Source organism: Marinobacter bryozoorum (assembly GCF_023156245.1).
GTDB lineage: Bacteria > Pseudomonadota > Gammaproteobacteria > Pseudomonadales > Oleiphilaceae > Marinobacter > Marinobacter bryozoorum.
The window spans coordinates 17547-36989 of sequence record NZ_JAKZAH010000009.1; the positions used below are offsets into that span (position 1 = coordinate 17547).

The window sequence follows — 19443 nt, forward strand, 5'->3', positions numbered from 1 at the left end:
CCGTCTGGCCTGAGGGTCGGGAAGGGTAGCGAATTCTTTTCGATTTATAAAACATAGTGATGTCCACTCAGCCCGGCGTCCGGTACATCCGGAACAGGAAGTAGCCACCGCCAATCAGTGTGGCCACCAGTCCGGCAGGAAGTTCGTAGGGATAGACCAGCGAGCGGGCCAGCCAGTCGGCCCAGAGCATCAGCAGGCTGCCAATGATAAAGGCTGCCAGCAGTTGCGGCAGCGCTTTCTGGTAGCCCAGTAGGCGGGCCAGGTGAGGTGCCATCAGGCCGACGAAGGATAACGGTCCCACCACCAGGGTGGCCGCTGCGGTCATGACCGCAGCCAGGAGCAGGAGCAGCAGCCGTACCGGGGCAAGCGGGAGGCCCAGTGACCTGGCCGCACTGTCACCAAGGGGCATCAGGTCCAGCCACCGGCTCGCCAGCAATGCAAGCAGGGCCAGCACCGGTGTCAGGATGATCAACGCCAGGGCATCTGTCTGGCCGGACAGCCAGGTGGAGCCAGACAACCAGTTGAGCAGGGTTACCGCCTGGGCATCGCCCATCGCCAGCACCATGCGAATACCCGCGTCCAGCAGCGCCGAGACCGCAATACCGCCCAGCAGCAGGCGCTGGGGTGAAAATTCACTGCGCCGGCTGAGGGCCAGCAGGGCCAGCAGCACCAGTGTTCCTCCCAGCCCGCCGGCCAGTATCTGCAGGGCGCGGTTGCCATTGCCCACGGTGAGCACCAGCAACACCATGCCCATGGCCGCGCCGGTGCTGATGCCCAGCAATTCGGGACTGGCCATGGGGTTACGGGTCAGGCGCTGCACGATCACGCCGGCACCGGCGAGTAATGCTCCTGCCAGAAGTGCCGTCGTCATCCGTGGTACCCGCATGGCCAGGATGGCGGTTTCTCCGCCGGGCAGGGTCCATTGCCAGCCCTGCCAGGTCGGACCTAGCGTCAGCGTAACGACCAGGCTGAGGAGGGTGAGAATGGTCAGGCCGACTACGCCCGCCCGTGAGAACTTGCGGCGGGAGGACGCCATGACGACATCCTGGCGGGAAGGTGGTGACATCAAGCGGTTACGGGTCAGTACCCACAGCAGTATCGGCCCGCCGATCAATGCCGTTGCTGCGCCAGTGGGGAACAACAGATGGCCAAACGCGAGTGTCAATTGTTGGGCCAGTCCATCGGCCACCAGACACAACAGCGCGCCGGTCAGGGCACTGGCCAGCAGGCGCTGCCGGAGGGTGCGGGCGCCCAGCATGCGGACGATGGCCGGTGCCGCCAGGCCAATAAAACCCACCACCCCCACGTGACTGACCGTCAGTGCAGTCAGGTATACCGCCAACGCGAGGGCCAGGGTGCGGATGGTGCCGGGGGACAACCCAAGGGAGCGAACACCCTCCGTACCCAGGTCCAGCGCCTGTAACGGGCGCCAGAGCACCAGCACAATACCACTGGCCAGCAGCAGGCGGGGAATCAGGGAGAGGGTGCTGGCCCAATCGTTCTGGCTGAGTTCACCGGCGCCCCAGATAAACAGCCCCGCCAGCTGCTCCTGATTGAACAGCAGGATGACCGTGTTGATCGCGCCCAGGTACAGGCTGACGATGAGGCCGCACAGTGTCAGCGTCAATGGGTCAAACCCGCGCCTTGCGCCCATCATCAGTACCAGTCCCAGCGCCCCCAGGCCGCCCGCCATGGCCCAGGCTTCCCGCCATAACAGCAGGCCCGGTGCCAGTAACATGACCAGGCCAAGCACCAGTTGGGCACCGGCTGCCACCCCGAGGGTTGTCGGGGCTGCCAGTGGGTTGCGGAGCACCTGCTGCACCAGGGTGCCGGCAAAGCCCAGGGCGGCGCCGACAAGCAGCGCCATGGTAAGCCTTGGTAGCAGTGTGAAGTGAAGCACGGCCTGGTCGAAGGAGGCCGAGGCGGACAACAGCAAGGCCCCCGGCAAGCGGTCAAGGTTGTCGTGGCTGGTAGCCGGGGAGAGTAGTAGCCCGGCGACCAGCAGTAAAAGGGCGGTCAGACCAAACTTGGCCCAGGGGCGATTCTTTGCGAATGTCGTACTCATGGGTGTTGCGTCCCGTTCGCCTGGATCAGTTGGTCGGCCAGCATCCTGGCCATGCGGGGCACACTGGCGACGCCGCCAAAGGTCCATACCGGACCGACACCGGTGACCCGTTCGTGACGGGCCATGGGCAGCCAGGGCCAGAGATCGCTGGACTGTACCCGTTGCTGGTCGGCTTCCGGCCAGGGTTCGATATAGATCAGCCAGGCGTCCGGGTGGCCGCCCAGGTCAGCCAGGGTTCCGGGGGTGAAGCCCCAAAGGTTGGTGGGGCGGTTCCAGACGTTACGCAGTCCGGCCAGCTCCAGGGCCTGGTTGAGCATGGAAGTGTCGCCGTGGATACGGAGCCGGCGGTCGTCCAGGAAACGCACCAGGAAGGCTGGTTGACCCACCAGTCCGGCGTGGGCCAGTCGCTGGCGGGTTTGGGCTATATTCTGTTCGGCCTCGGTGATGACCTGGCGGGCCTTTGCCTCCCGGTCCAGTACCTTGCCAAGGGTGACCAGGTGCTCCCGGGCCCGGTCCCACGGATTGCTACCGGCCGCGTAGGTGGTCTGTACCAGGGTGGGGGCGATGGCTTCCAGAGCCGGCACTGCCGCCATCAGGTGACCGGACACCAGGATCAGATCCGGCTCCAGGGCGCGGATCGCTTCCAGGTTCGGGGACTGCCGTCGGCCGATGGACTTTACACCCTCCGGCAGGGATGGCTCGGCCACCCACTTCTGGTAACCCTCGGCTTCGGCGACGCCGACAGGCTCCACCCCAAGCGCCAGCAGATGTTCCACCAGCCACCAGTTCAGAGCCACAACCCGCTGCGGAGTCTGCTCCAGACGCAGTTCGCCGGCGTCGTGTTTGACCACGACACCGGCGCTGGCGGAGAGGCTGAACAGCATCAGAAACAGGGCCCACAAGGCGGGCCCCGGGTGTTTGCCTTTCAGCATGCCATTAATAGTCCACGGAGTAGGTCAGGGAGTAGGTGCGGCCCTGGCCCTTGAAATCGAACAGGTCCTCGAAACCGTAGAACAGTTGCGCCCGCTGACCCCAGACGGTGTCGTACTGCTCATCCAGCAGGTTGGTGACGGCGAAGTTCAGGCGACCAAGGGGCAGTTGCCGTGCCGCGAGCAGGTCGAAGGTGGTGTAACCGTCAATCTCGTCACCGGCGTCGTCATCAATATCGAAGGCTTTTGAGCCCTGCAGGCGCACCGAGTTGAGGTCGTCCCGCCAGCGAACGAAGGCGGTGGCGTTGGGCAGGCTTGCCGCCGTGACCACGTTCTTCTCCCAGTCACCGTCTTCGTCCTCAACTTCCGAACGGACATAGTGACCGGTGCCTCCGAATGCCCAGTTGTCCGTGGCTCGCCAGGTCACGGCACCTTCCACGCCATAATCCCGGGACTTATTGTCTTCCACGTCCACCGTCAGGGTGGTGCGGTTGGTCACCGCTTCCTTGTCAGACCAGGTGTAGTAGGCGGCAACCTGGGCATCCCAGCGAGCCTGGTAGGTTCGCCAGCCGAGTTCGACCTGGTTGGTCTCCAGCCCCGGGATCGGGTTGTCGTCGATATTGAGGGAGTCGGTCAGTACGTAGCGACCGCCCTGTTCTTCATAGGTGCCCCGTCCAGCGACCTTGCCCGGATCCGGGATTTCAAAGCCCTGGCTGACATTGGCCCAGACCTGGTGGTCATCGCTGAGGTTATAGATGGCGCCGGCGTTCAGGAGGGTGACATCATAGTTGCTGTCGCCACCGGGGATGGCGTCAGCGCCGGTGACCAGGCCACGCTCGGCCTCCACCGCCTGCTGTGTGCCTACGAAGTCTTCCATTTCAAGGCGGGCGTAGCGCTGGCGAATGCCGGCATTGAGCTGGAGCTTGTCGGTGACATCCCACTCTCCCTGCAGGAAGGCGGCGATGCCCTCAACCCGGTAGTCCGGATAGCGATCAACGGTGAACTCTTCATCGAATACCAGGCCCCCGCTGGGGAGTGAGGTGCTGTTGTCGAAAATCATCTGTGATGCCGAGAAGTCTTCCCGGTCCAGGTCGATGCCGTAGTTGAGCCTGGCGCTTCCGAAATCCTTGGCCAGCAAGCCCTTGATCAGATACTGGCGAGTCTCCTGGCTGGACGCACCGAAGTAACTCTGGGGCAGGGTAGCCCGCTGGTAGGGGTAGGGATGGAATGCCGACTCTTCGTTACGCATGGAAGCTTGCAGGTAGGCGGTCTGCCCCAGGAAGTCCCGGTGCTGGTACGACAGGTTGAACATATACCGATCTGTCTCAGGGTCCCGGTCGCTGGAAAAGCCGTCACGGATCTCCGGGCTGTTAATCTCGGTCAGGTAAGGCCCCAGCCAGACACCGTCATCGCCCTCATAGCGGGAACGGTAAAGCTGTGCCGTCAGGTCCAGGCTCTGGTTGTCATCGAGGCGGATCCGGGTGCTGCCCAGCACGTCGACGCTGCGGTTGTATTGCAGGTCGGTCTGGGAAATGTCCGGCATGATGCGTTCGCCGTCTCCATCGTACATGGCACCATTGTCCTGGGCGGCGATGGCAAGCCGACCCTTGATGGTGTCGTTGCCCCCGGCGATGGACTGACCCACCCGGAACTTGCGATCCTCGGTGTTGTTGAAGCCGCTGGCAGCGCCCAGTTCGGTGCTGAAACGGGCATCGCCTTGCTCACCCTTTTTGGTGATGATGTTGACGATGCCGCCTGTGCTGCCGCCACCGTAGATTGCCGTGGCACCGGAGAGCACTTCAATCCGCTCCACGTTGAACGGATCGATGGAGTCAAACTGACGACTCAGCCCCCGGGAGCCGTTCAGGGAAACGCCGTCGATCATGACCAGTACGCTGCGCCCCCGCATATTCTGGCCGTAGTTGGTGCGGGTTTCAGGTGCCAGGTCCATGCCGGGTACCAACTTGCCGACAACGGTTTTCAGGTCCTGCCCTGAGCGGAGTTGTTCTTCCAGGTCCTCACCCTCCAGTACCCAGACCGTCCCGGGTACCTGGCTGATCTGCGCTGGCGAGCGGCTACCGACGACGACCAGTTCGTCCAGCGACTGGGGAGCTGCATGCAGTGTCAGGGGGGCGGCGACCGCCAGCGACAGCAGGGTTCGTTGTGCAAACATTGGTACCGGCATTACGTGTTTCTCCTTATGCAAATAAAGCGCAAGTGTAAATGATTCTCATAAAGATTCAATACAATTGGCTTTGAGTCGAAGGAGAAACGGACGGTTTGCCATGACCGGAAGGGCAACAGGTAGAAGGCTTGGGGGGGCGCTATCAGGGACCGGATTACTGGCAGGGGTCGTACAAACGGCTGACCAGTACAGGCACGGCAGTTTCCACCCGCAGGATCCGCGGGCCAAGGTGTATGCCCTCGCAGCCTGCCTCTATCAGCTTGTCCACTTCATAGGGAATGAAGCCGCCTTCCGGGCCGATACACAGAGTAGCGGGTCGGTCCAGGTTAACCGGGCAGGGTGTGCGGGTGCCCGGATGGGCGACCAGCCCCGGGCGGCCGGTGAGCAATGCAGGTAACTCGTCCTCCACAAAGGGCTTGAAGCGCTGGCGGATATGCACCCGGGGCATCGCGGTATCCATCGCCTGCTCAAGGCCCAGGGTGAGATTCTCCCGCAGGTGATCCGGTTGCAGCCAGGGGGTTTGCCAGAAGCTTTTTTCCACCTTGTAGCTGTTGATCAGCCAGATATCCTTGATACCGAGGGACGCTACGGTCTGGAGTACCCGCCGGAACATCTTGGGGCGGGGCATGGCCAGTACCAGGGTCAGGGGCAGGGGTGTCGGTGCAGACTGGTCGAGGTTCAGGGCGAGTTCAGCGGCCTCATCGGTGAGCCGCGTAATGGTGCCGGTTCCCATGGGCCCGTCTTCCAGCCCGACAGGCAGGGTGTCGCCTTCGCTGGCCTTGAGGACAGTTACCAAGTGGTCACGGCGCCGCCCGGTCAGCCGCGCCGAATGCTCGCCGGTCAGGTCACCGGCGGACAGCAGGGCCAGGTTCATACGTCGTCAGGGTAGCCGTCATCCGGCCGGTGACGAACGGCCAGGTAGCCGAACAGAATACCAATCTCGAACAGCAGCCACATGGGTACCGCCAGCAGCGTCTGGGAAATCAGGTCCGGTGGTGTCAGCAGCATGCCGATAATAAAACAGCCGACCACCACGTAGGGACGCTTGGCGGCGAGGTCCCTGGGCGTTGTGGCACCGGACAGGATCATCAGGATGGTCGCGATGGGTATTTCGAAGGCGACGCCAAAGGCAAAGAACATCTTCAGCACGAAATTCAGGTAGCTGGTGATATCCGGCAGCTCAACAATGCCTTCCGGGCCGATGGCAGTAAAGAAGTTGAACACCAGCGGAAACACCACGTAGTAGGCGAACACGGCGCCCAGATAGAACAGCAGTATCGACGAGAACAGGATGGGAAACGCCAGCTTTTTCTCGTGGGCGTACAAGCCGGGGGCAATAAAGGCCCAGAGCTGGTAAAGAATGACCGGGATGGCCACAAACACGGCCAGCACCAGCGCCAGCTTCATGGGCGCAAAGAACGTGGCGGTAATGTCGGTGGCAATCATGCTCTGGCCCACCGGCAGCAGTTCCATCAACGGGCCGGCCATAATCAGGTAGAGCTCGTTGCGGAACGGAAACAGCACCGCAAAGCACAGCAGCACGGCGAGGACCATCTTCAACAGACGGTTACGCAGTTCCAGCAGGTGCTCGATCAGGGGCATTTCCTGCTGTTCTTCAGGTGGTAACTGGCCCGGGGAGGCTGAACTCATGAATGGCGTTCCGGTTTGTCGTTCGGTGTTTCCCCGTTTCCGTCGTCAGAGCCGTGGGAGGGTGATGCCGGGGGCTGCTGGTCTTTCCGGATCACGGCGTGGGGGTCATGACCTGCCTCAGGGGGCTGCCAGTCACGTGTGCGCTGACGGTCGTCCGCGGTAGCATCGTCCTTTGCGGTGATCTCGCTGGAATCTCCGGCCGTGTCGGCCATTCTGCGTTTTGCCGGTGCGGAGCGGGCCTTGCCGGTGTCCTTGTCCGAGAGAATCATCTTCTCGTATTCCTTCGCTTCGTCCAGGGCACCCCGCACGCTTTTTTCCACGTCTTCCAGGCCAATATCACCCGCCTTTCGGAGCTCCTTGCGCAGTTCATCGGCCTTGAGCTGGCGGTCCAGTTCAGTGGTGAACTGGCTGACCATGCGACGGGCACTGCCAACCCATCGACCGGCGGTGCGGGCAGCCACGGGCAAACGCTCCGGCCCCAGGACCAGCAAGGCGATGATGGCGCAGATCACCAGCTCAATAAAGCCGATATCGAACATGCAGCGACGACTCAGCTATGGGTTTTTTCGTCAGATTTCTCGGCGCTGGCGCTGTAGGCCTTGGACTCCTCACCTTTTTCAAGGGAGTCAGTCTTTTCTGTCTGGCCGTCGTCGTCATCGTTCATGGACTTCTTGAAGCCCCGGATGGCACCACCAAGGTCAGTGCCGATATTGCGCAGCTTCTTGGTTCCGAACAACAGAATCACAATGCCCAGAACAATCAGAAGTTGCCAGATACTAATACCCATCTCTCAGGACCCCTTTGGTTAACTTGCCTGAACTCAATTGTACGCCAACGGCGCAGGTATCCGAACACCCCAGAAGGAGTACTCCGGTGTCTTGTTTGATTACTGATCCCGGCTGGCTTTCTCTTCCAGCCCCGACAGGTCGAAGCGTCGGCTCAATTCTCCAAGGATATCATCAGCTCCGAGTCCAAACCGTGACAGCATGACCAGTGTATGGAACCACAGATCGGTGGTTTCGTAGACCAGGTCGTCGGTCTTGCCGGAATGCTCGGCGTCCTTGGCGGCGATCAGGGTCTCGGTACATTCCTCGCCCACCTTCTCGAGGATCTTGTTGAGGCCCTTGGCGTGGAGGCTGGCCACGTAGGAGCTGTCCGGGTCGGCAGCCTTGCGGGCTTCCAGTACCCGGCTCAGTTGTTCCAGTACATCACTCATGGTTGTTGTGGCCTCCTGTTCCGTAAATGCTGTCCGGGTCTTTCAGAACCGGGTCGGTAGCGACCCACTGGCCGCCATCCAGTACCCGGTAGAAGCAGCTGCGACGCCCGGTATGACAGGCAATGCCGCCGCGTTGTTCTACCTTCAGCAGGATCACGTCTTCGTCGCAATCCAGGCGGATCTCCCGCACCCGTTGTTCATGCCCCGAGCTCTCACCCTTGCGCCAGAGCTTGCCCCGGGAGCGGGACCAGTAGATGGCCTGCTGTTCCCGGGCGGTCAGTTCCAGGGACTCCCGGTTCATCCAGGCCATCATCAGGATATCACCCGTGTCGGCGTCCTGTGCGATGGCAGGGGCCAGCCCGTCATCGTTCCAGCGGATGGTATCAAGCCAGTCGGATGCCGTTACGCTATTGGTTGAATCTTGCATTTTCATGACGTCTGTAAAGTTAAGTTTGACCGTGATGGGACAGGTCAGCGCCGGCCACCCCTGGCCACCAGCCAGGTTGCACCGGCCACCATGGCCCAGCCGTACCAGGGCATGTCCTGCGCCATTGGCTCCAGTTGCCCCGTGGCGCCCAGCCAGGCACCGGCCACCAGTAACGCAGCGGCTACCAGCCGTCGCCAGCGTCGGTCGTTGCGTCGTGCGCGGGCCTTTTCGGCGGCGCGGATTTCCTGCCGGATCGGCTGGCCGCTGCCGGCATTACGCAACTGTACCAGCGTGTCATGCACCAGTTGCGGCATTTCCGGGGACTGCTCGAGCCAGGAAGGCAGCCGTGACTGCAGGGTCTGGAACAGGCCGGTGGGTCCGATGCGCTTGCGCATCCAGTTTTCCAGGAAGGGCTGCGCCGTGCTCCACAGGTCCAGTTCCGGGTATAGCTGGCGCCCCAGGCCCTCCACATTGAGCAGGGTTTTCTGCAACAACACCAGCTGGGGCTGGACTTCCATATTGAAGCGTCGGGCGGTCTGGAACAAGCGCAGCAGGAAGTGGCCGAAGGAAATGTCTTTCAGTGGCCGCTCGAAAATGGGCTCACACACGGTGCGGATGGCCGCTTCGAACTCGTTGACCCGGGTTTCCGGCGGCACCCAGCCGGACTGGATGTGCAGCTCTGCCACCTGGCGGTAGTCCCGGCGGAAGAAGGCGAGCAGGTTACGGGCCAGGTAGCTGAGGTCATCCGGTGCCAGGGTGCCGACAATACCGAAGTCGATGGCGATATAACGGGGATCGGCAGGGTTGCTCGCATCTACGAATATATTGCCCGGGTGCATATCGGCATGGAAGAAGCTGTCCCGGAAGACCTGGGTAAAGAAGATTTCTACACCCTTTTCCGCCAGTACCTTCATATCCACGCCGGCGGCGCGTAGGGCCTCCACGTCGGCAATGGGGATACCACTGATACGTTCCATGACCAGCACCCGCTTGGTGGTGTAGTCCCAGTCGATGGTGGGAATGTAGATCAGCGGTGAGCCCTCGAAGTTACGGCGCAGTTGGCTGGCGTTGGCGGCCTCCCGCTGCAGGTTCAGCTCGTCATAGATGGTGGTCTTGTAGTCTTCCACCACATCCACCGGGTGCAGGCGACGGCCTTCGGACCAGTATTTTTCCAGCAGCCGGGCCATCATGAACATCAGTGCCAGGTCCTGGTGGATCACCCGGTCGATGTCCGGGCGGATGACCTTGACCACCACGCGGCGGCCGTCCGGCATGGTGGCGGCGTGTACCTGTGCCACCGAGGCCGAGGCCATGGGGTCCCGGGAAAACTCGGCGAACAGCGCATCCACCGACTGGCCGAGGGAGTCCTCGATGATCGCCCGGGCGGTATCGCTGGAGAATGGGGGGACGTTGTCCTGCAGCCGCCGCAGGGACTCCGCCATGTCGTCCGGCAGCAGGTCGCGACGGGTCGACAGTATCTGCCCGAACTTGACGAACACCGGCCCGAGTTCTTCCAGGGCCAGGCGCAAACGGTCACCCCGGCTGTGCTGGCCCTTGGGAAAGAAATGCCAGGGCGCGAACAGGAAGAACAGCTTGAGGGGGCCGGGCAGCTCGGCGATGGGCAGGAAGGTATCCAGCCGGTACTTGCAGAAAACCCAGGCGATGCGGAACAGGCGTTGCAGTCGGATCACGATGTCTCCGTTCCGGTTGGGTCAGGGGTGGCTCGGGAGGGCTGTTCCAGTCGGCGGATGCGGGCTTCCAGGCGCTCGGTGGCCAGGCTCAGCTGGTCGATGGCCTCGAAGGTAGGCTCCAGCTCCCGGTGGCCGGGCAGGGCGCCGGTTTCCTCGTGGATGTATTCCTCGACGCTGGCACTGATAGAACCCATGGCCTGCCGGCTCCAGCGCACCCCGCTGCGAATCCGCTGGCCAAGGAAATGGGCCGGGATATCGCCGGTATAACGGGCCAGGGCGGCCTCCCAGTCCGGATCGAGCCTTGCCAGCACTTGTTGGAACTGCTGTGCAAGGCCGGTATCGCCCTCCACCGACAGGCGGCCATCATGGATCGCCCCTTCGTCCCCCAGGGCAAGGGCCGCGAGCGCCAGTGGACGGCCACGAATGACCAGTACCGGGTCATCGGGCACCAGGCCGGAAACCGTAACACCACGACCGCTACCCCGCAGGCAGATCGCCATGTTCACCGGCTCACTGACCTGGAAGCAGACCGGTCCGGTCAGCGCCCGCAGCAGGTCACGGCGGCCGGCCGGGTCCAGCTCCAGCGCCCGGTTCAGGGCCAGTTCCAGTGTGCCGGTGATGGCCGCGTGAACGGTGGGAATCCGTGACATCAGGGCTTGGTTCCCACATGCAGTGCCACGATACCGCCGGTCATGTTGTAGTAGCGGCAGTTGACCAGCCCGGCATCTTCCATCATGCCCTTGAGGGTCTCCTGGTCCGGGTGCATGCGGATGGATTCGGCCAGGTAACGGTAGCTCTCGGCATCGCCGGCAAACAGCTGGCCCATGAGTGGCAGGGCGCTGAAGGAGTAGGTGTCATAGGCCTTGCTGAGCAGCGGGTTGGTCGGTGTGGAGAACTCCAGCACCATGACCTTGCCGCCGGGTTTGAGCACCCGGGCCATGTCCCGCAGGGCCTGGTCCTTGTCGGTCACGTTGCGCAGTCCGAAGGCGATGCTCACCACATTGAAGGTACTGTCCGGGAAGGGCAGGTGTTCGGCGTCTGCCTGGACGTACTCGATATTACCGGCGTAGCCCCGATCGGTGAGCCGGTCGCGGCCCACCTGGAGCATGGAGGCGTTGATATCGGCCAGAACCACCCGGCCCGCCGGACCCACCAGGTCGGAGAACTTCATGGTGAGATCGCCAGTGCCGCCGGCGATGTCCAGCACCTGCTGGCCGGGCCGGACGCCGCTGAGCTCGATGGTGAAACGTTTCCACAGCCGGTGGATGCCCATGGACATCAGGTCGTTCATCAGGTCGTACTTGCCCGCCACCGAATGAAACACGTTGGCCACCTGGCTGGCCTTCTGGCTTTTTGGTACCTGCCGGAAGCCGAAGTGGGTGTTCTCATCCTGCACGCCGTTATCCCGGGTGGGGGTTTCCGGGGCAGAGGTGGGGGCTGACTGCTGTTCGCTCATGGGGCATCCTGTGAAATCGGGCCGTTGGTAGCCTGCTTCCACGCCGTCACAAACAGCGGGGAAGGGAGTCGTACGGGCCCCTATTCTAGGGAACCTCCGGGCAAGTCTAAAGTTTTTTGGCTGCCAATGGGCGAACCGGTACTGGTCTGCAGGCGCCCGGGGCCATAAACTTGCACCAAATCAACTTCCGGAGGTATTTCTGCCATGTCATCCATCGATGTTCGCCGTGCTCATTCCCTGGACCAGGCCCATGCCCGCGAGGCGGCGGAATCCCTGGCACAGGACCTGTCCCGCAAGTTCGATGTGGACTATGAGTGGGACGGCGACCTGATGCGTTTTCGCCGTTCCGGCGTCAAGGGGCACCTGGACATTTCGCCCAGTGAACTGCACGTGCACCTGGAGCTCGGCATGATGCTGCGGCCCTTCAAGGGGCGCATTGAAGAAGAAATCCACACCCAGCTGGACAAGATTATCGCCTGAGTCAGGCTCCGGCGGCGCCGGGTTCGCCGGAACAGGCAGGGTCATCCAGCCCCGGGATCAGTGAGCGGTCATCCAGGGCGATGAAGTGGCTGGGTGCGTTTGTTTCCAGGATGGTCATGGTCTTGCAGGCCCGGGCGCTGGCCAGCATGGCTTCCTTGTCGAGGATGCGGTCAGTGCCGGGGACCAGGAAACAGCCGTGGCTTACGTGCCGGTAGATATCGGTGGGGGTCTGCTCCATCCATGCCAGTACGTCTTCCAGGTTGCGCACGATGGTGAGCTGGTCGCGGGTGGAAGAGAACAGCTTGCCGAGCAGCTTTTTCTTGCGCGGATTCATGCGTCCGAAGAACGTCTGCCCGTAGACCGACGACGGTGCGCCGTTGATCAGGCGGATCAGCCAGGGCCACATGCCGTGGCTCACCGGCTCCAGCATCATGGCCACCAGGGCATGGGTCTTTCCCTGGGGCAGTGCCGGGGCCTCCAGCAGTAATTCCACATCACGGAACAGGTCCGGGCGGCGACTGGCCGCCTCAAGGATGACGGCGCCACCACGGGAGTGGCCGTGAATCCGCACCTGTTCGGTGGTCGGCAGGTTGGCCAGCACCTGGATCAGCAACTCGGCGTCGTAGGCTATCGTACCTTCGGTTTCCTCGATGGGAGACTGCCATGGGGCGTCTTCCGGCGTCACGCCGTTCACGGGAATGTGATAGTTGCTGCAGGTCAGCAGGATCAGTTCGGTGGTGGGGGCATCGTAGGCCTGGGTAAAGTAGCAGTGGTTTTCCAGGTAGCCATGCACGCCAATCACCGTATGGGTGGCCGCACTGCTGTGGTTGCGTACGGAAACCGCACCCTTGCCCACCCGGTATACCTGCCCGGAAAACATCTCCGAGTAGGCAATTTCGATGGGTTTGATCAGCTTGCGAACATGGCTGGCCTTCATGGTTTTACCTCCGGGCGAAACATGCCCCTGACCCGAGTATACGACCGGGTCGCTGTGAATGTGCAGTGCCTGCATGCCTTGTTAATGTCCGGAACTTGCCTCTCCTGTACCCTGATACTGCCTGTACATTAACCCTTGCGTCAGGGCGGGCGCCATAGCGGGTACTGCAGGGGCTGCTAACAGAGTATTGTAGAAAGTGGAGCAGATTTCCTGCCTCTGTCACAATGCCGGGGATCGGTAACCGGGACCTTGTGCCGGGCCGGTAGCGAAATATCAGACCTCCATCACACCGATCCAGACCGCCAGGGCCGAACACTTTGAGTGACGCTGCCAACGACAGGGAACCGCTGCGATTGCTGCCGATGGATGCGGCATGGCTGAACCTCGAAAGTCCCCAGAACCCACTGACCATCACCGTACTGATGCGGGTCTCAGGCCTTACCCTGTCGGAACTGCGTGCCTTTATCCAGCGTTACTGGCTGCCGTGGGAGCGCTTCCGTATGCGCCCGGTACAACGAAGCTGTGGCTGGTGCTGGGAGTGGGACCGGAAGTTCGACCTGGCCAACCACCTGTTCCAGGTGCCGGAAGCCATGGATGAAGTTCGCCTGCAGCAATGGGTCTCTGCGCGCCTGAACCAGCCCCTCAGGCAGGACCGGCCCCGGTGGGGGTTCTGGCTGGTGCCCAACGCCGAGAGGGGTACCGCCCTGTTGTTCCGCATTCATCACTGTTACGGCGATGGCATGTCGTTGCTGGATGTGTTCGACAGCATTTGCACCCGCTCGCCTGGTGAGCATCCGCAAAGTTATGGCAACAAGGAACGCTATACCGCCCGTCGCTGGCCAAAGGTGATGCAGGCCTGCCGAGAGGCTTTCAGCGCAGGACTGCAGGGCGGTAAGGTGCCCCGTGGCGAGGGCACGGTCGGTCCTGGCCCGGCCTCGGCAAGCACTGACGATATCCCGGAGCACCAGGCCGGTGGTTTCGAAAAGAGTCTGATGACCAGCCTTCGGGCCATCAACGAAATGACCGGCATGGTTACCGAGCCGGAAGACACCCCCTCGCACCTCAAACGCCCACTGCTCGGTCGCCGCCACTGCCGCTGGTCGGGCCCGGTACCGGTGCGCAGCTTCCTGACCCTGGCCCGGCGTTCCGGCTGCAGTATCAATGACGTGTTGCTCAGTTGCGTGGCCGCCGCCATGCGCGATGCCATGGGGGTGTCTGGCAGTGCCCTTAAACAATCGGTGGTGCATGCTGCCGTGCCGGTGGATATACGCCGGGCATTGCCCGAGGCCCTGCGTCCGGTCAGACACATGCCCGGTAATTATTTCGGCACCATCTTTGTGCCCATGCCGGTGGACGGTGGCTTCGCCCTGGAGCGCCTCTGGCGTATCAAGCACGAAACCCGTCGTCTCAAACGCAGCTGGCAACCGCTGATGGGCTGGGGGCTCAGTGGCCTGGCGTCGCTGTTGCCGGCATCATTACGGCAGCCCATTTCCGACCTGTTTTTCCGCAAGGCCAGCGCCGTAGTCTCCAACGTGCCCGGCACCCGTGAGCCCCGGTACCTGGCCGGCCACCAGATTACTGAGCAGATGTTCTGGGTGCCCCAGGCGGGTGAGATCGGCCTGGGGGTCAGTATTGTCAGTTACGCCGGCAATGTTCAGTTCGGGGTGGTGGCAGACGAAGCCATTGTGCCGGATCCCGACCGCTTCCTGGCCCGGTGCGTCAGGGAACTGGACGAGCTGGGGGATGCTCTGCTGTAATTCGAAGATACCCATAAGAACAAAACAGGCATTTCCATGCATGCCACCGCTTTCGCCAGGCCCCGCACCGACGGTGCGCCCGTGGTCACCGCCAGTACCTCTGCACGTGACCCGGTGATCGCCGTTGCCGAGCTGAAACAGGCCCTGCAGTCGCCCACGCTGGGGGCTGTCCTCTTTTTCTGTTCCGCAGAATATGACCTGAACCGACTGGCCGAAGCCATGGCCGATGGATTTCAGGGTATTACCCTGTCCGGCTGCACGTCCGCCGGTGAGATCACGCCCCGGGGATACGAGCGGGGATCCATCGCGGCGATCGGCCTTGATCGTCGCTGGTTCTCGGTCCAGGCCGCGCTGATTGAAGGCCTGGAGGACTTTGACCTGCCCCGTGCCCAGCACCTTGTGGATGACCTGCTCCATCGCTGCCGTCAGTCCGACCTGGCGCCAGTGCGGGATAACACCTTTGCGGTGACGCTGCTGGATGGTCTTTCCAGCCGGGAGGAACTGGTGCTCTCGTCCCTTAACGCGGCGCTTGGAGCGATCCCCCAGTTTGGTGGTTCCGCCGGTGACGATGAGCGCCTGGCGAACACCCACGTGTTCCATGACGGTCGCTTCCATACCTCAGCCGCCACCGTGCTGTTGGTCAACACCCCGCTGAACTTCCAGGTGTTCACCACCCATCACCTGGTGCCCACAGACCGCAAGCTGGTGGTGACAGCGGCGGACTGCCAGACCCGTACGGTACATGAGCTAAATGCCGAACCGGCCGCCGTGGCCTACGCCCGGGCGGTGGGTGTCTCACCGGAGCAGCTTTGCCGGGAGGTTTTTGCCCTCAAACCCATGGCGGTCCGTATTGGTGATCGCTACTTCGCCCGGTCCGTGCAGCGGGTGAACGCCGACCAGAGCCTCACCTTTTACTGTGCCGTCGAGACTGGCATCGTGCTGACGCCCATGACGCCGGGCTCGCTGCGGGAGGACCTGCGCCGGCGCCTGGAAGAGGCCGAGGCGACGGTGGGCAAACCGATGGTAACCATCGGCTGCGACTGTTTTCTCCGGCGACTTGAAGCAGAGCAGGCCGGTGAGGTGGCCAGGATATCCGACTTCCTTGAACAGCACCGTGTACTGGGCTTCAGCACCTACGGTGAGCAGTTTGATGGTGTTCACCTGAACCAGACCTTCACCGGCGTGGTTATTGGTCAGCCATGACGGAAGCACACGTGCCTGATACGACCTTGGCTGAGGCCAGAATCCGTGAGCTGGAAGCGGAAAACACCCGCCTGCGCAAGATCCGCGATGCCCTGATTGCCCACGTGGAATCCGGCTCGAGCCGGGCGCCGGACCCTTATGCCGTGTTCGAGCACTCGGTGATGCTGGCGGAGCAGGTGCGGGAGCGTACCGAGGCCCTGAACCAACTGATGGATGACCTGCGGGAGAGCAACAGTGCCCTGGAACAGGCCCGGGCCGAGGCAGAACAGGCGAACCATTCCAAGTCCCGCTTTCTCGCAGCGGTCAGCCATGACCTGCTGCAGCCCCTGAACGCGGCCCGGCTGTTTACCGGTGCACTGACCGAAGAGGGGCTGGAGGGCAGGGCCGCCGGGCTGGTGCGCTCCCTGGGGTCGTCGCTGGAAGCGGTGGATCACCTGCTGGGTACCCTGGTGGACATATCACGGCTGGATGCCGGGGTCATCGAACCTGATCCGTCCAGCTTTGACCTTACCGACCTGCTGGACAACCTGGCGCGGGAGTTCAGCCAGCTGGCGGCAGACAAGGGCCTGGATTTCCGGTACGTGGCCCTGGATGGCCGGGTCTGGACGGATTCACGCTTGCTGGCCCGGGTGCTGCGTAATTTTTTCAGCAATGCGCTGCGCTATACGGATGCTGGCGGCATCCTGCTCGGTTGCAGGCGCCGTGACCGGCAACTGGAAATCCAGATGTGGGATACCGGGCCGGGCATCGAAGCCCATCAACTGGCAGACATTTTCCAGGAGTTCCGCCGGGTGCGGCCCGGTGATGCCCCGCCGGATGCTGGCCTGGGGCTGGGCCTGGCCATCGTGGACCGCATCGCCACCCTGCTTGACCATCCGGTGACCGTGGTATCCCGTCCCGGAAAGGGCTCCCGCTTCGCTATCGCTGTACCGCTGATAACGTCGGACTGAGCAGACCTGGCGGCTACTCCCTGTGCCGGGCCTTGCGGTCTTCCAGCCATTCCCCGGCGGCCAGTATGGCCTGCACCCGGTTGTTCACCCCCAGCTTGCCAAGGATCGCCGAAACATGGGTTTTTACCGTGGTCTCGGTGATGTTCAGGGCCCAGGCGATCTGTTTGTTACTTTCCCCCAGGGCCATTCGCTCCAGTACCCGCAACTGGCGCTCTGTCAGGCGGTTCAGGGCGTCTTCGGAGATCGGCGTTGTATGCCCGGATCCCGGTCCGCCCGGGGTACTGCCCCGGATAATGTCCGGTGGCAGGTAGATGTTTCCGTCAAGCACCTGCCTCAGGGCCTGCCGCATCCGCTCCCGCGGTGCAGACTTGGTGATAAAACCCATCGCGCCCGCATTGATGGCCTGCAGGATAAGTTGCTTGTCTTCTTCGGCGGAGATGATGACTACCGGAGCTTCGGGCGCTGTAGCGCTCACCTGAGCCAGGCCTTCCAGTCCGTGTACGCCAGGCAGGTTCAGGTCCAGCAGTACCAGGTCGGGCACCGGTCCGCTGGTGAGGCACTCTACCGCAGCGGGGAGGGTGCTGGCTTCGCTCAGCTGCGCGCCGGGGAGCTCGGTGGTGATGACCAGTGCCATGGCCTCCCGGAACAGGGGATGGTCATCCACGATGAGGATCTTTGGTGACGGGTTCATCAAAGCGCCCTTCCAGTGGTTTTTATCGTTATTGGCGTCGTCGGATATCGGGCCTGACCGACCACTCACGGGGAGAATACCTCGAAACCTGTGTTCCTGGCAGCCCACAAGGTGGGATGTGACCAAGGGTCTACGACCAAAGAAGGAGGCCGGACAAGGCGAAGGCACCATACCCGGACGTCTTCACCCGGACTATGGTGATTGCTGGCATATCAAGCCACAACAACAAGGTGACAGCCATGATCTACGCACAACCCGGCAAGGACGGCTCTGTCGTCTCCTACAAGCAGCAATACGAGAATTACATCGGCGGTGAATGGGTCGCCCCGGTCAAGGGCCAGTACTTCGACAACATTACCCCGGTGACTGGTGAGGCTTTCTGCCGCATTCCCCGCTCTACCGCAGAAGATATCGACCTGGCGCTGGACGCCGCCCACAAGGCCGCGCCGGCCTGGGGCAAGACTTCCGTGCAGGAGCGCTCCAACATCCTGCTGAAAATCGCCGACCGCATGGAGCAGAACCTGGAAAAACTGGCCGTGGCCGAGACCTGGGACAACGGCAAGGCGGTGCGGGAAACCCTCAATGCCGATATTCCCCTGGCGGTGGATCACTTCCGGTATTTCGCCGGTTGCATCCGGGCCCAGGAAGGTCACCTGGGTGAGATCGACGCCAACACGGTGGCCTACCATTTCCACGAACCCCTGGGTGTGGTGGGCCAGATTATCCCCTGGAACTTCCCCCTGCTGATGGCCACCTGGAAGCTGGCACCCTGCCTGGCCGCCGGTAACTGCACGGTACTCAAACCGGCAGAGCAGACCCCGGCCTCCATCCTGGTGCTGATGGAGCTGATCGGTGACCTGCTGCCACCGGGCGTGCTCAACGTGGTCAACGGCTATGGTGCCGAAGCGGGCCAGGCCCTGGCGTCCAGCCAGCGTATCGCCAAGATCGCCTTCACCGGCTCCACCCCGGTGGGTGCTCACATCATGAAGTGCGCCGCCGAGAACATCATTCCCTCCACCGTAGAGCTGGGCGGCAAGTCTCCGAACATCTACTTCTCCGACATCATGCAGGCAGAGCCGGACTTTATCGACAAGGCGGCGGAAGGCCTGGTGCTGGCGTTCTTCAACCAGGGTGAAGTATGTACCTGTCCCTCCCGGGCGCTGATCCAGGAAGACATCTATGATGAGTTTATTGCCCGGGTGATTGAACGCACCAAGACCATCAAACGCGGCAATCCCCTGGACACCGACGTGCAGGTGGGTGCCCAGGCCAGCAAGGAGCAGTTCGACAAGATCATGTCCTACCTGGCCATCGGCCGGGAAGAGGGCGCCCAGGTGCTGATCGGCGGTGACAAGGAAGACCTGGGTGTGGAGTTCAACAGCGGCTTCTATATCCAGCCCACCCTGCTCAAGGGTGAGAACAGCATGCGGGTGTTCCAGGAGGAAATCTTCGGGCCAGTGGTGGGTGTCACCACCTTCAAGGATGAGGCGGAAGCGCTGGCCATTGCCAACGACACCGAGTTTGGTCTAGGCGCCGGCGTCTGGACCCGGGACACCAACCGGGCCTATCGCATGGGGCGTGGCATCCAGGCAGGCCGGGTGTGGATGAACTGCTACCACGCCTATCCCGCCCATGCGGCCTTCGGTGGCTACAAGAAGTCCGGTGTCGGCCGTGAAACCCACAAGATGGTGCTGGAGCACTACCAGCAGACCAAGAACATGCTGGTCAGCTACGACATCAACCCGCTGGGCTTTTTCTGACAGCCTGACAATTTAACGAACCACCTCGGGCAGGACGCGATGGCCT

The 19443-nt window shown here is 62.4% G+C and carries 19 protein-coding genes; 5 read left to right on the forward strand and 14 right to left on the reverse strand.

Annotation, left to right across the window (positions count from 1 at the left end; translation table 11 throughout):
• Window positions 1-67: 67 nt before the first annotated feature.
• The 12 genes from fhuB to ubiE all read right to left on the reverse strand — a co-directional run bounded on the left by fhuB (window position 68) and on the right by ubiE (window position 11619).
• Window positions 68-2065: a Fe(3+)-hydroxamate ABC transporter permease FhuB gene (fhuB, locus tag MLC59_RS07285; protein WP_248232742.1), complete on the reverse strand. Its 1998-nt coding sequence runs from the start codon at window positions 2063-2065 to the stop codon at window positions 68-70.
• Window positions 2062-2997: an ABC transporter substrate-binding protein gene (locus MLC59_RS07290; protein WP_248232744.1), complete on the reverse strand. Its 936-nt coding sequence runs from the start codon at window positions 2995-2997 to the stop codon at window positions 2062-2064. The genes fhuB and MLC59_RS07290 overlap by 4 nt, the downstream gene beginning before the upstream one ends.
• Before the next feature lie 4 nt (window positions 2998-3001).
• Complete coding sequence (locus tag MLC59_RS07295) at window positions 3002-5179, reverse strand: TonB-dependent receptor (protein WP_248232745.1); 2178 nt, start codon at window positions 5177-5179, stop codon at window positions 3002-3004.
• 154 nt (window positions 5180-5333) lie between these two features.
• The gene (locus MLC59_RS07300) at window positions 5334-6053 is read right to left on the reverse strand and encodes a 16S rRNA (uracil(1498)-N(3))-methyltransferase (RefSeq protein WP_248232784.1); all 720 of its coding nucleotides are present in this window, start codon (window positions 6051-6053) and stop codon (window positions 5334-5336) included.
• Window positions 6050-6829 carry a twin-arginine translocase subunit TatC gene (gene tatC / locus MLC59_RS07305; protein ID WP_248232793.1) on the reverse strand — a complete coding sequence of 260 codons (780 nt, stop codon included), beginning with the start codon at window positions 6827-6829 and terminating at the stop codon, window positions 6050-6052. Before tatC ends, MLC59_RS07300 begins: the two co-directional genes overlap by 4 nt.
• Window positions 6826-7368: a Sec-independent protein translocase protein TatB gene (gene tatB, locus MLC59_RS07310; protein WP_248232812.1), complete on the reverse strand. Its 543-nt coding sequence runs from the start codon at window positions 7366-7368 to the stop codon at window positions 6826-6828. Before tatB ends, tatC begins: the two co-directional genes overlap by 4 nt.
• An 11-nt stretch (window positions 7369-7379) precedes the next feature.
• Window positions 7380-7616: a Sec-independent protein translocase subunit TatA gene (gene tatA / locus MLC59_RS07315; protein ID WP_248232829.1), complete on the reverse strand. Its 237-nt coding sequence runs from the start codon at window positions 7614-7616 to the stop codon at window positions 7380-7382.
• Between the two features lie 99 nt (window positions 7617-7715).
• On the reverse strand, window positions 7716-8045 hold the full coding sequence (locus MLC59_RS07320) for a phosphoribosyl-ATP diphosphatase (protein ID WP_248232832.1): 330 nt from the start codon (window positions 8043-8045) through the stop codon (window positions 7716-7718).
• Window positions 8038-8472, reverse strand: coding sequence for a phosphoribosyl-AMP cyclohydrolase (hisI, locus tag MLC59_RS07325; protein WP_248232842.1), 435 nt, complete (start codon window positions 8470-8472; stop codon window positions 8038-8040). Before hisI ends, MLC59_RS07320 begins: the two co-directional genes overlap by 8 nt.
• A gap of 44 nt (window positions 8473-8516) precedes the next feature.
• A complete protein-coding gene (gene ubiB / locus MLC59_RS07330; protein ID WP_248232844.1) occupies window positions 8517-10163 on the reverse strand; it encodes a ubiquinone biosynthesis regulatory protein kinase UbiB in 1647 nt (548 codons plus the stop codon).
• Window positions 10160-10813 carry a ubiquinone biosynthesis accessory factor UbiJ gene (locus tag MLC59_RS07335; protein WP_248232846.1) on the reverse strand — a complete coding sequence of 218 codons (654 nt, stop codon included), beginning with the start codon at window positions 10811-10813 and terminating at the stop codon, window positions 10160-10162. Before MLC59_RS07335 ends, ubiB begins: the two co-directional genes overlap by 4 nt.
• Window positions 10813-11619, reverse strand: a complete 807-nt coding sequence (gene ubiE / locus MLC59_RS07340) for a bifunctional demethylmenaquinone methyltransferase/2-methoxy-6-polyprenyl-1,4-benzoquinol methylase UbiE (RefSeq protein ID WP_248232850.1) — start codon at window positions 11617-11619, stop codon at window positions 10813-10815. The genes MLC59_RS07335 and ubiE overlap by 1 nt, the downstream gene beginning before the upstream one ends.
• Before the next feature lie 204 nt (window positions 11620-11823).
• Between ubiE and MLC59_RS07345 the strand changes: the two genes are divergently transcribed.
• On the forward strand, window positions 11824-12099 hold the full coding sequence (locus MLC59_RS07345; RefSeq protein WP_248232851.1) for a polyhydroxyalkanoic acid system family protein: 276 nt from the start codon (window positions 11824-11826) through the stop codon (window positions 12097-12099).
• 1 nt (window position 12100) lies between these two features.
• Here MLC59_RS07345 and MLC59_RS07350 read toward each other — a convergent pair whose 3' ends face one another.
• Window positions 12101-13036 carry an alpha/beta hydrolase gene (locus MLC59_RS07350; protein WP_248232854.1) on the reverse strand — a complete coding sequence of 312 codons (936 nt, stop codon included), beginning with the start codon at window positions 13034-13036 and terminating at the stop codon, window positions 12101-12103.
• 317 nt (window positions 13037-13353) lie between these two features.
• Between MLC59_RS07350 and MLC59_RS07355 the strand changes: the two genes are divergently transcribed.
• Genes MLC59_RS07355 through MLC59_RS07365 form a run of 3 tightly spaced genes read left to right on the forward strand, consistent with a single transcriptional unit; the run spans window position 13354 to window position 16946 of the window.
• On the forward strand, window positions 13354-14793 hold the full coding sequence (locus MLC59_RS07355; RefSeq protein WP_248232855.1) for a WSD1 family O-acyltransferase: 1440 nt from the start codon (window positions 13354-13356) through the stop codon (window positions 14791-14793).
• A 36-nt stretch (window positions 14794-14829) separates the two neighbouring features.
• Window positions 14830-15996 (forward strand): nitric oxide-sensing protein NosP, encoded by a 1167-nt coding sequence (gene nosP, locus MLC59_RS07360; protein ID WP_248232857.1) that lies wholly within the window; start codon window positions 14830-14832, stop codon window positions 15994-15996.
• Window positions 15997-16007: 11 nt separating this feature from the next.
• Complete coding sequence (locus MLC59_RS07365; RefSeq protein WP_248232859.1) at window positions 16008-16946, forward strand: sensor histidine kinase; 939 nt, start codon at window positions 16008-16010, stop codon at window positions 16944-16946.
• 13 nt (window positions 16947-16959) lie between these two features.
• Here MLC59_RS07365 and MLC59_RS07370 read toward each other — a convergent pair whose 3' ends face one another.
• On the reverse strand, window positions 16960-17637 hold the full coding sequence (locus MLC59_RS07370) for a response regulator (RefSeq protein ID WP_248232861.1): 678 nt from the start codon (window positions 17635-17637) through the stop codon (window positions 16960-16962).
• A 239-nt stretch (window positions 17638-17876) separates the two neighbouring features.
• Here MLC59_RS07370 and exaC point away from each other — a divergent pair, with 239 nt between their 5' ends.
• Window positions 17877-19397: an acetaldehyde dehydrogenase ExaC gene (gene exaC / locus MLC59_RS07375; RefSeq protein WP_248232862.1), complete on the forward strand. Its 1521-nt coding sequence runs from the start codon at window positions 17877-17879 to the stop codon at window positions 19395-19397.
• Window positions 19398-19443 lie beyond the last annotated feature (46 nt).

Coding starts and splice junctions, on each gene's coding strand:
- fhuB (WP_248232742.1), bottom strand. CDS start 2,065: ATGAGTACGACATTCGCAAAGAATCGCCCCTGGGCCAAGTTTGGTCTG.
- MLC59_RS07290 (WP_248232744.1), bottom strand. CDS start 2,997: ATGCTGAAAGGCAAACACCCGGGGCCCGCCTTGTGGGCCCTGTTTCTG.
- MLC59_RS07295 (WP_248232745.1), bottom strand. CDS start 5,179: ATGCCGGTACCAATGTTTGCACAACGAACCCTGCTGTCGCTGGCGGTC.
- MLC59_RS07300 (WP_248232784.1), bottom strand. CDS start 6,053: ATGAACCTGGCCCTGCTGTCCGCCGGTGACCTGACCGGCGAGCATTCG.
- tatC (WP_248232793.1), bottom strand. CDS start 6,829: ATGAGTTCAGCCTCCCCGGGCCAGTTACCACCTGAAGAACAGCAGGAA.
- tatB (WP_248232812.1), bottom strand. CDS start 7,368: ATGTTCGATATCGGCTTTATTGAGCTGGTGATCTGCGCCATCATCGCC.
- tatA (WP_248232829.1), bottom strand. CDS start 7,616: ATGGGTATTAGTATCTGGCAACTTCTGATTGTTCTGGGCATTGTGATT.
- MLC59_RS07320 (WP_248232832.1), bottom strand. CDS start 8,045: ATGAGTGATGTACTGGAACAACTGAGCCGGGTACTGGAAGCCCGCAAG.
- hisI (WP_248232842.1), bottom strand. CDS start 8,472: ATGCAAGATTCAACCAATAGCGTAACGGCATCCGACTGGCTTGATACC.
- MLC59_RS07335 (WP_248232846.1), bottom strand. CDS start 10,813: ATGTCACGGATTCCCACCGTTCACGCGGCCATCACCGGCACACTGGAA.
- ubiE (WP_248232850.1), bottom strand. CDS start 11,619: ATGAGCGAACAGCAGTCAGCCCCCACCTCTGCCCCGGAAACCCCCACC.
- MLC59_RS07345 (WP_248232851.1), top strand. CDS start 11,824: ATGTCATCCATCGATGTTCGCCGTGCTCATTCCCTGGACCAGGCCCAT.
- MLC59_RS07350 (WP_248232854.1), bottom strand. CDS start 13,036: ATGAAGGCCAGCCATGTTCGCAAGCTGATCAAACCCATCGAAATTGCC.
- nosP (WP_248232857.1), top strand. CDS start 14,830: ATGCATGCCACCGCTTTCGCCAGGCCCCGCACCGACGGTGCGCCCGTG.
- MLC59_RS07370 (WP_248232861.1), bottom strand. CDS start 17,637: ATGAACCCGTCACCAAAGATCCTCATCGTGGATGACCATCCCCTGTTC.
- exaC (WP_248232862.1), top strand. CDS start 17,877: ATGATCTACGCACAACCCGGCAAGGACGGCTCTGTCGTCTCCTACAAG.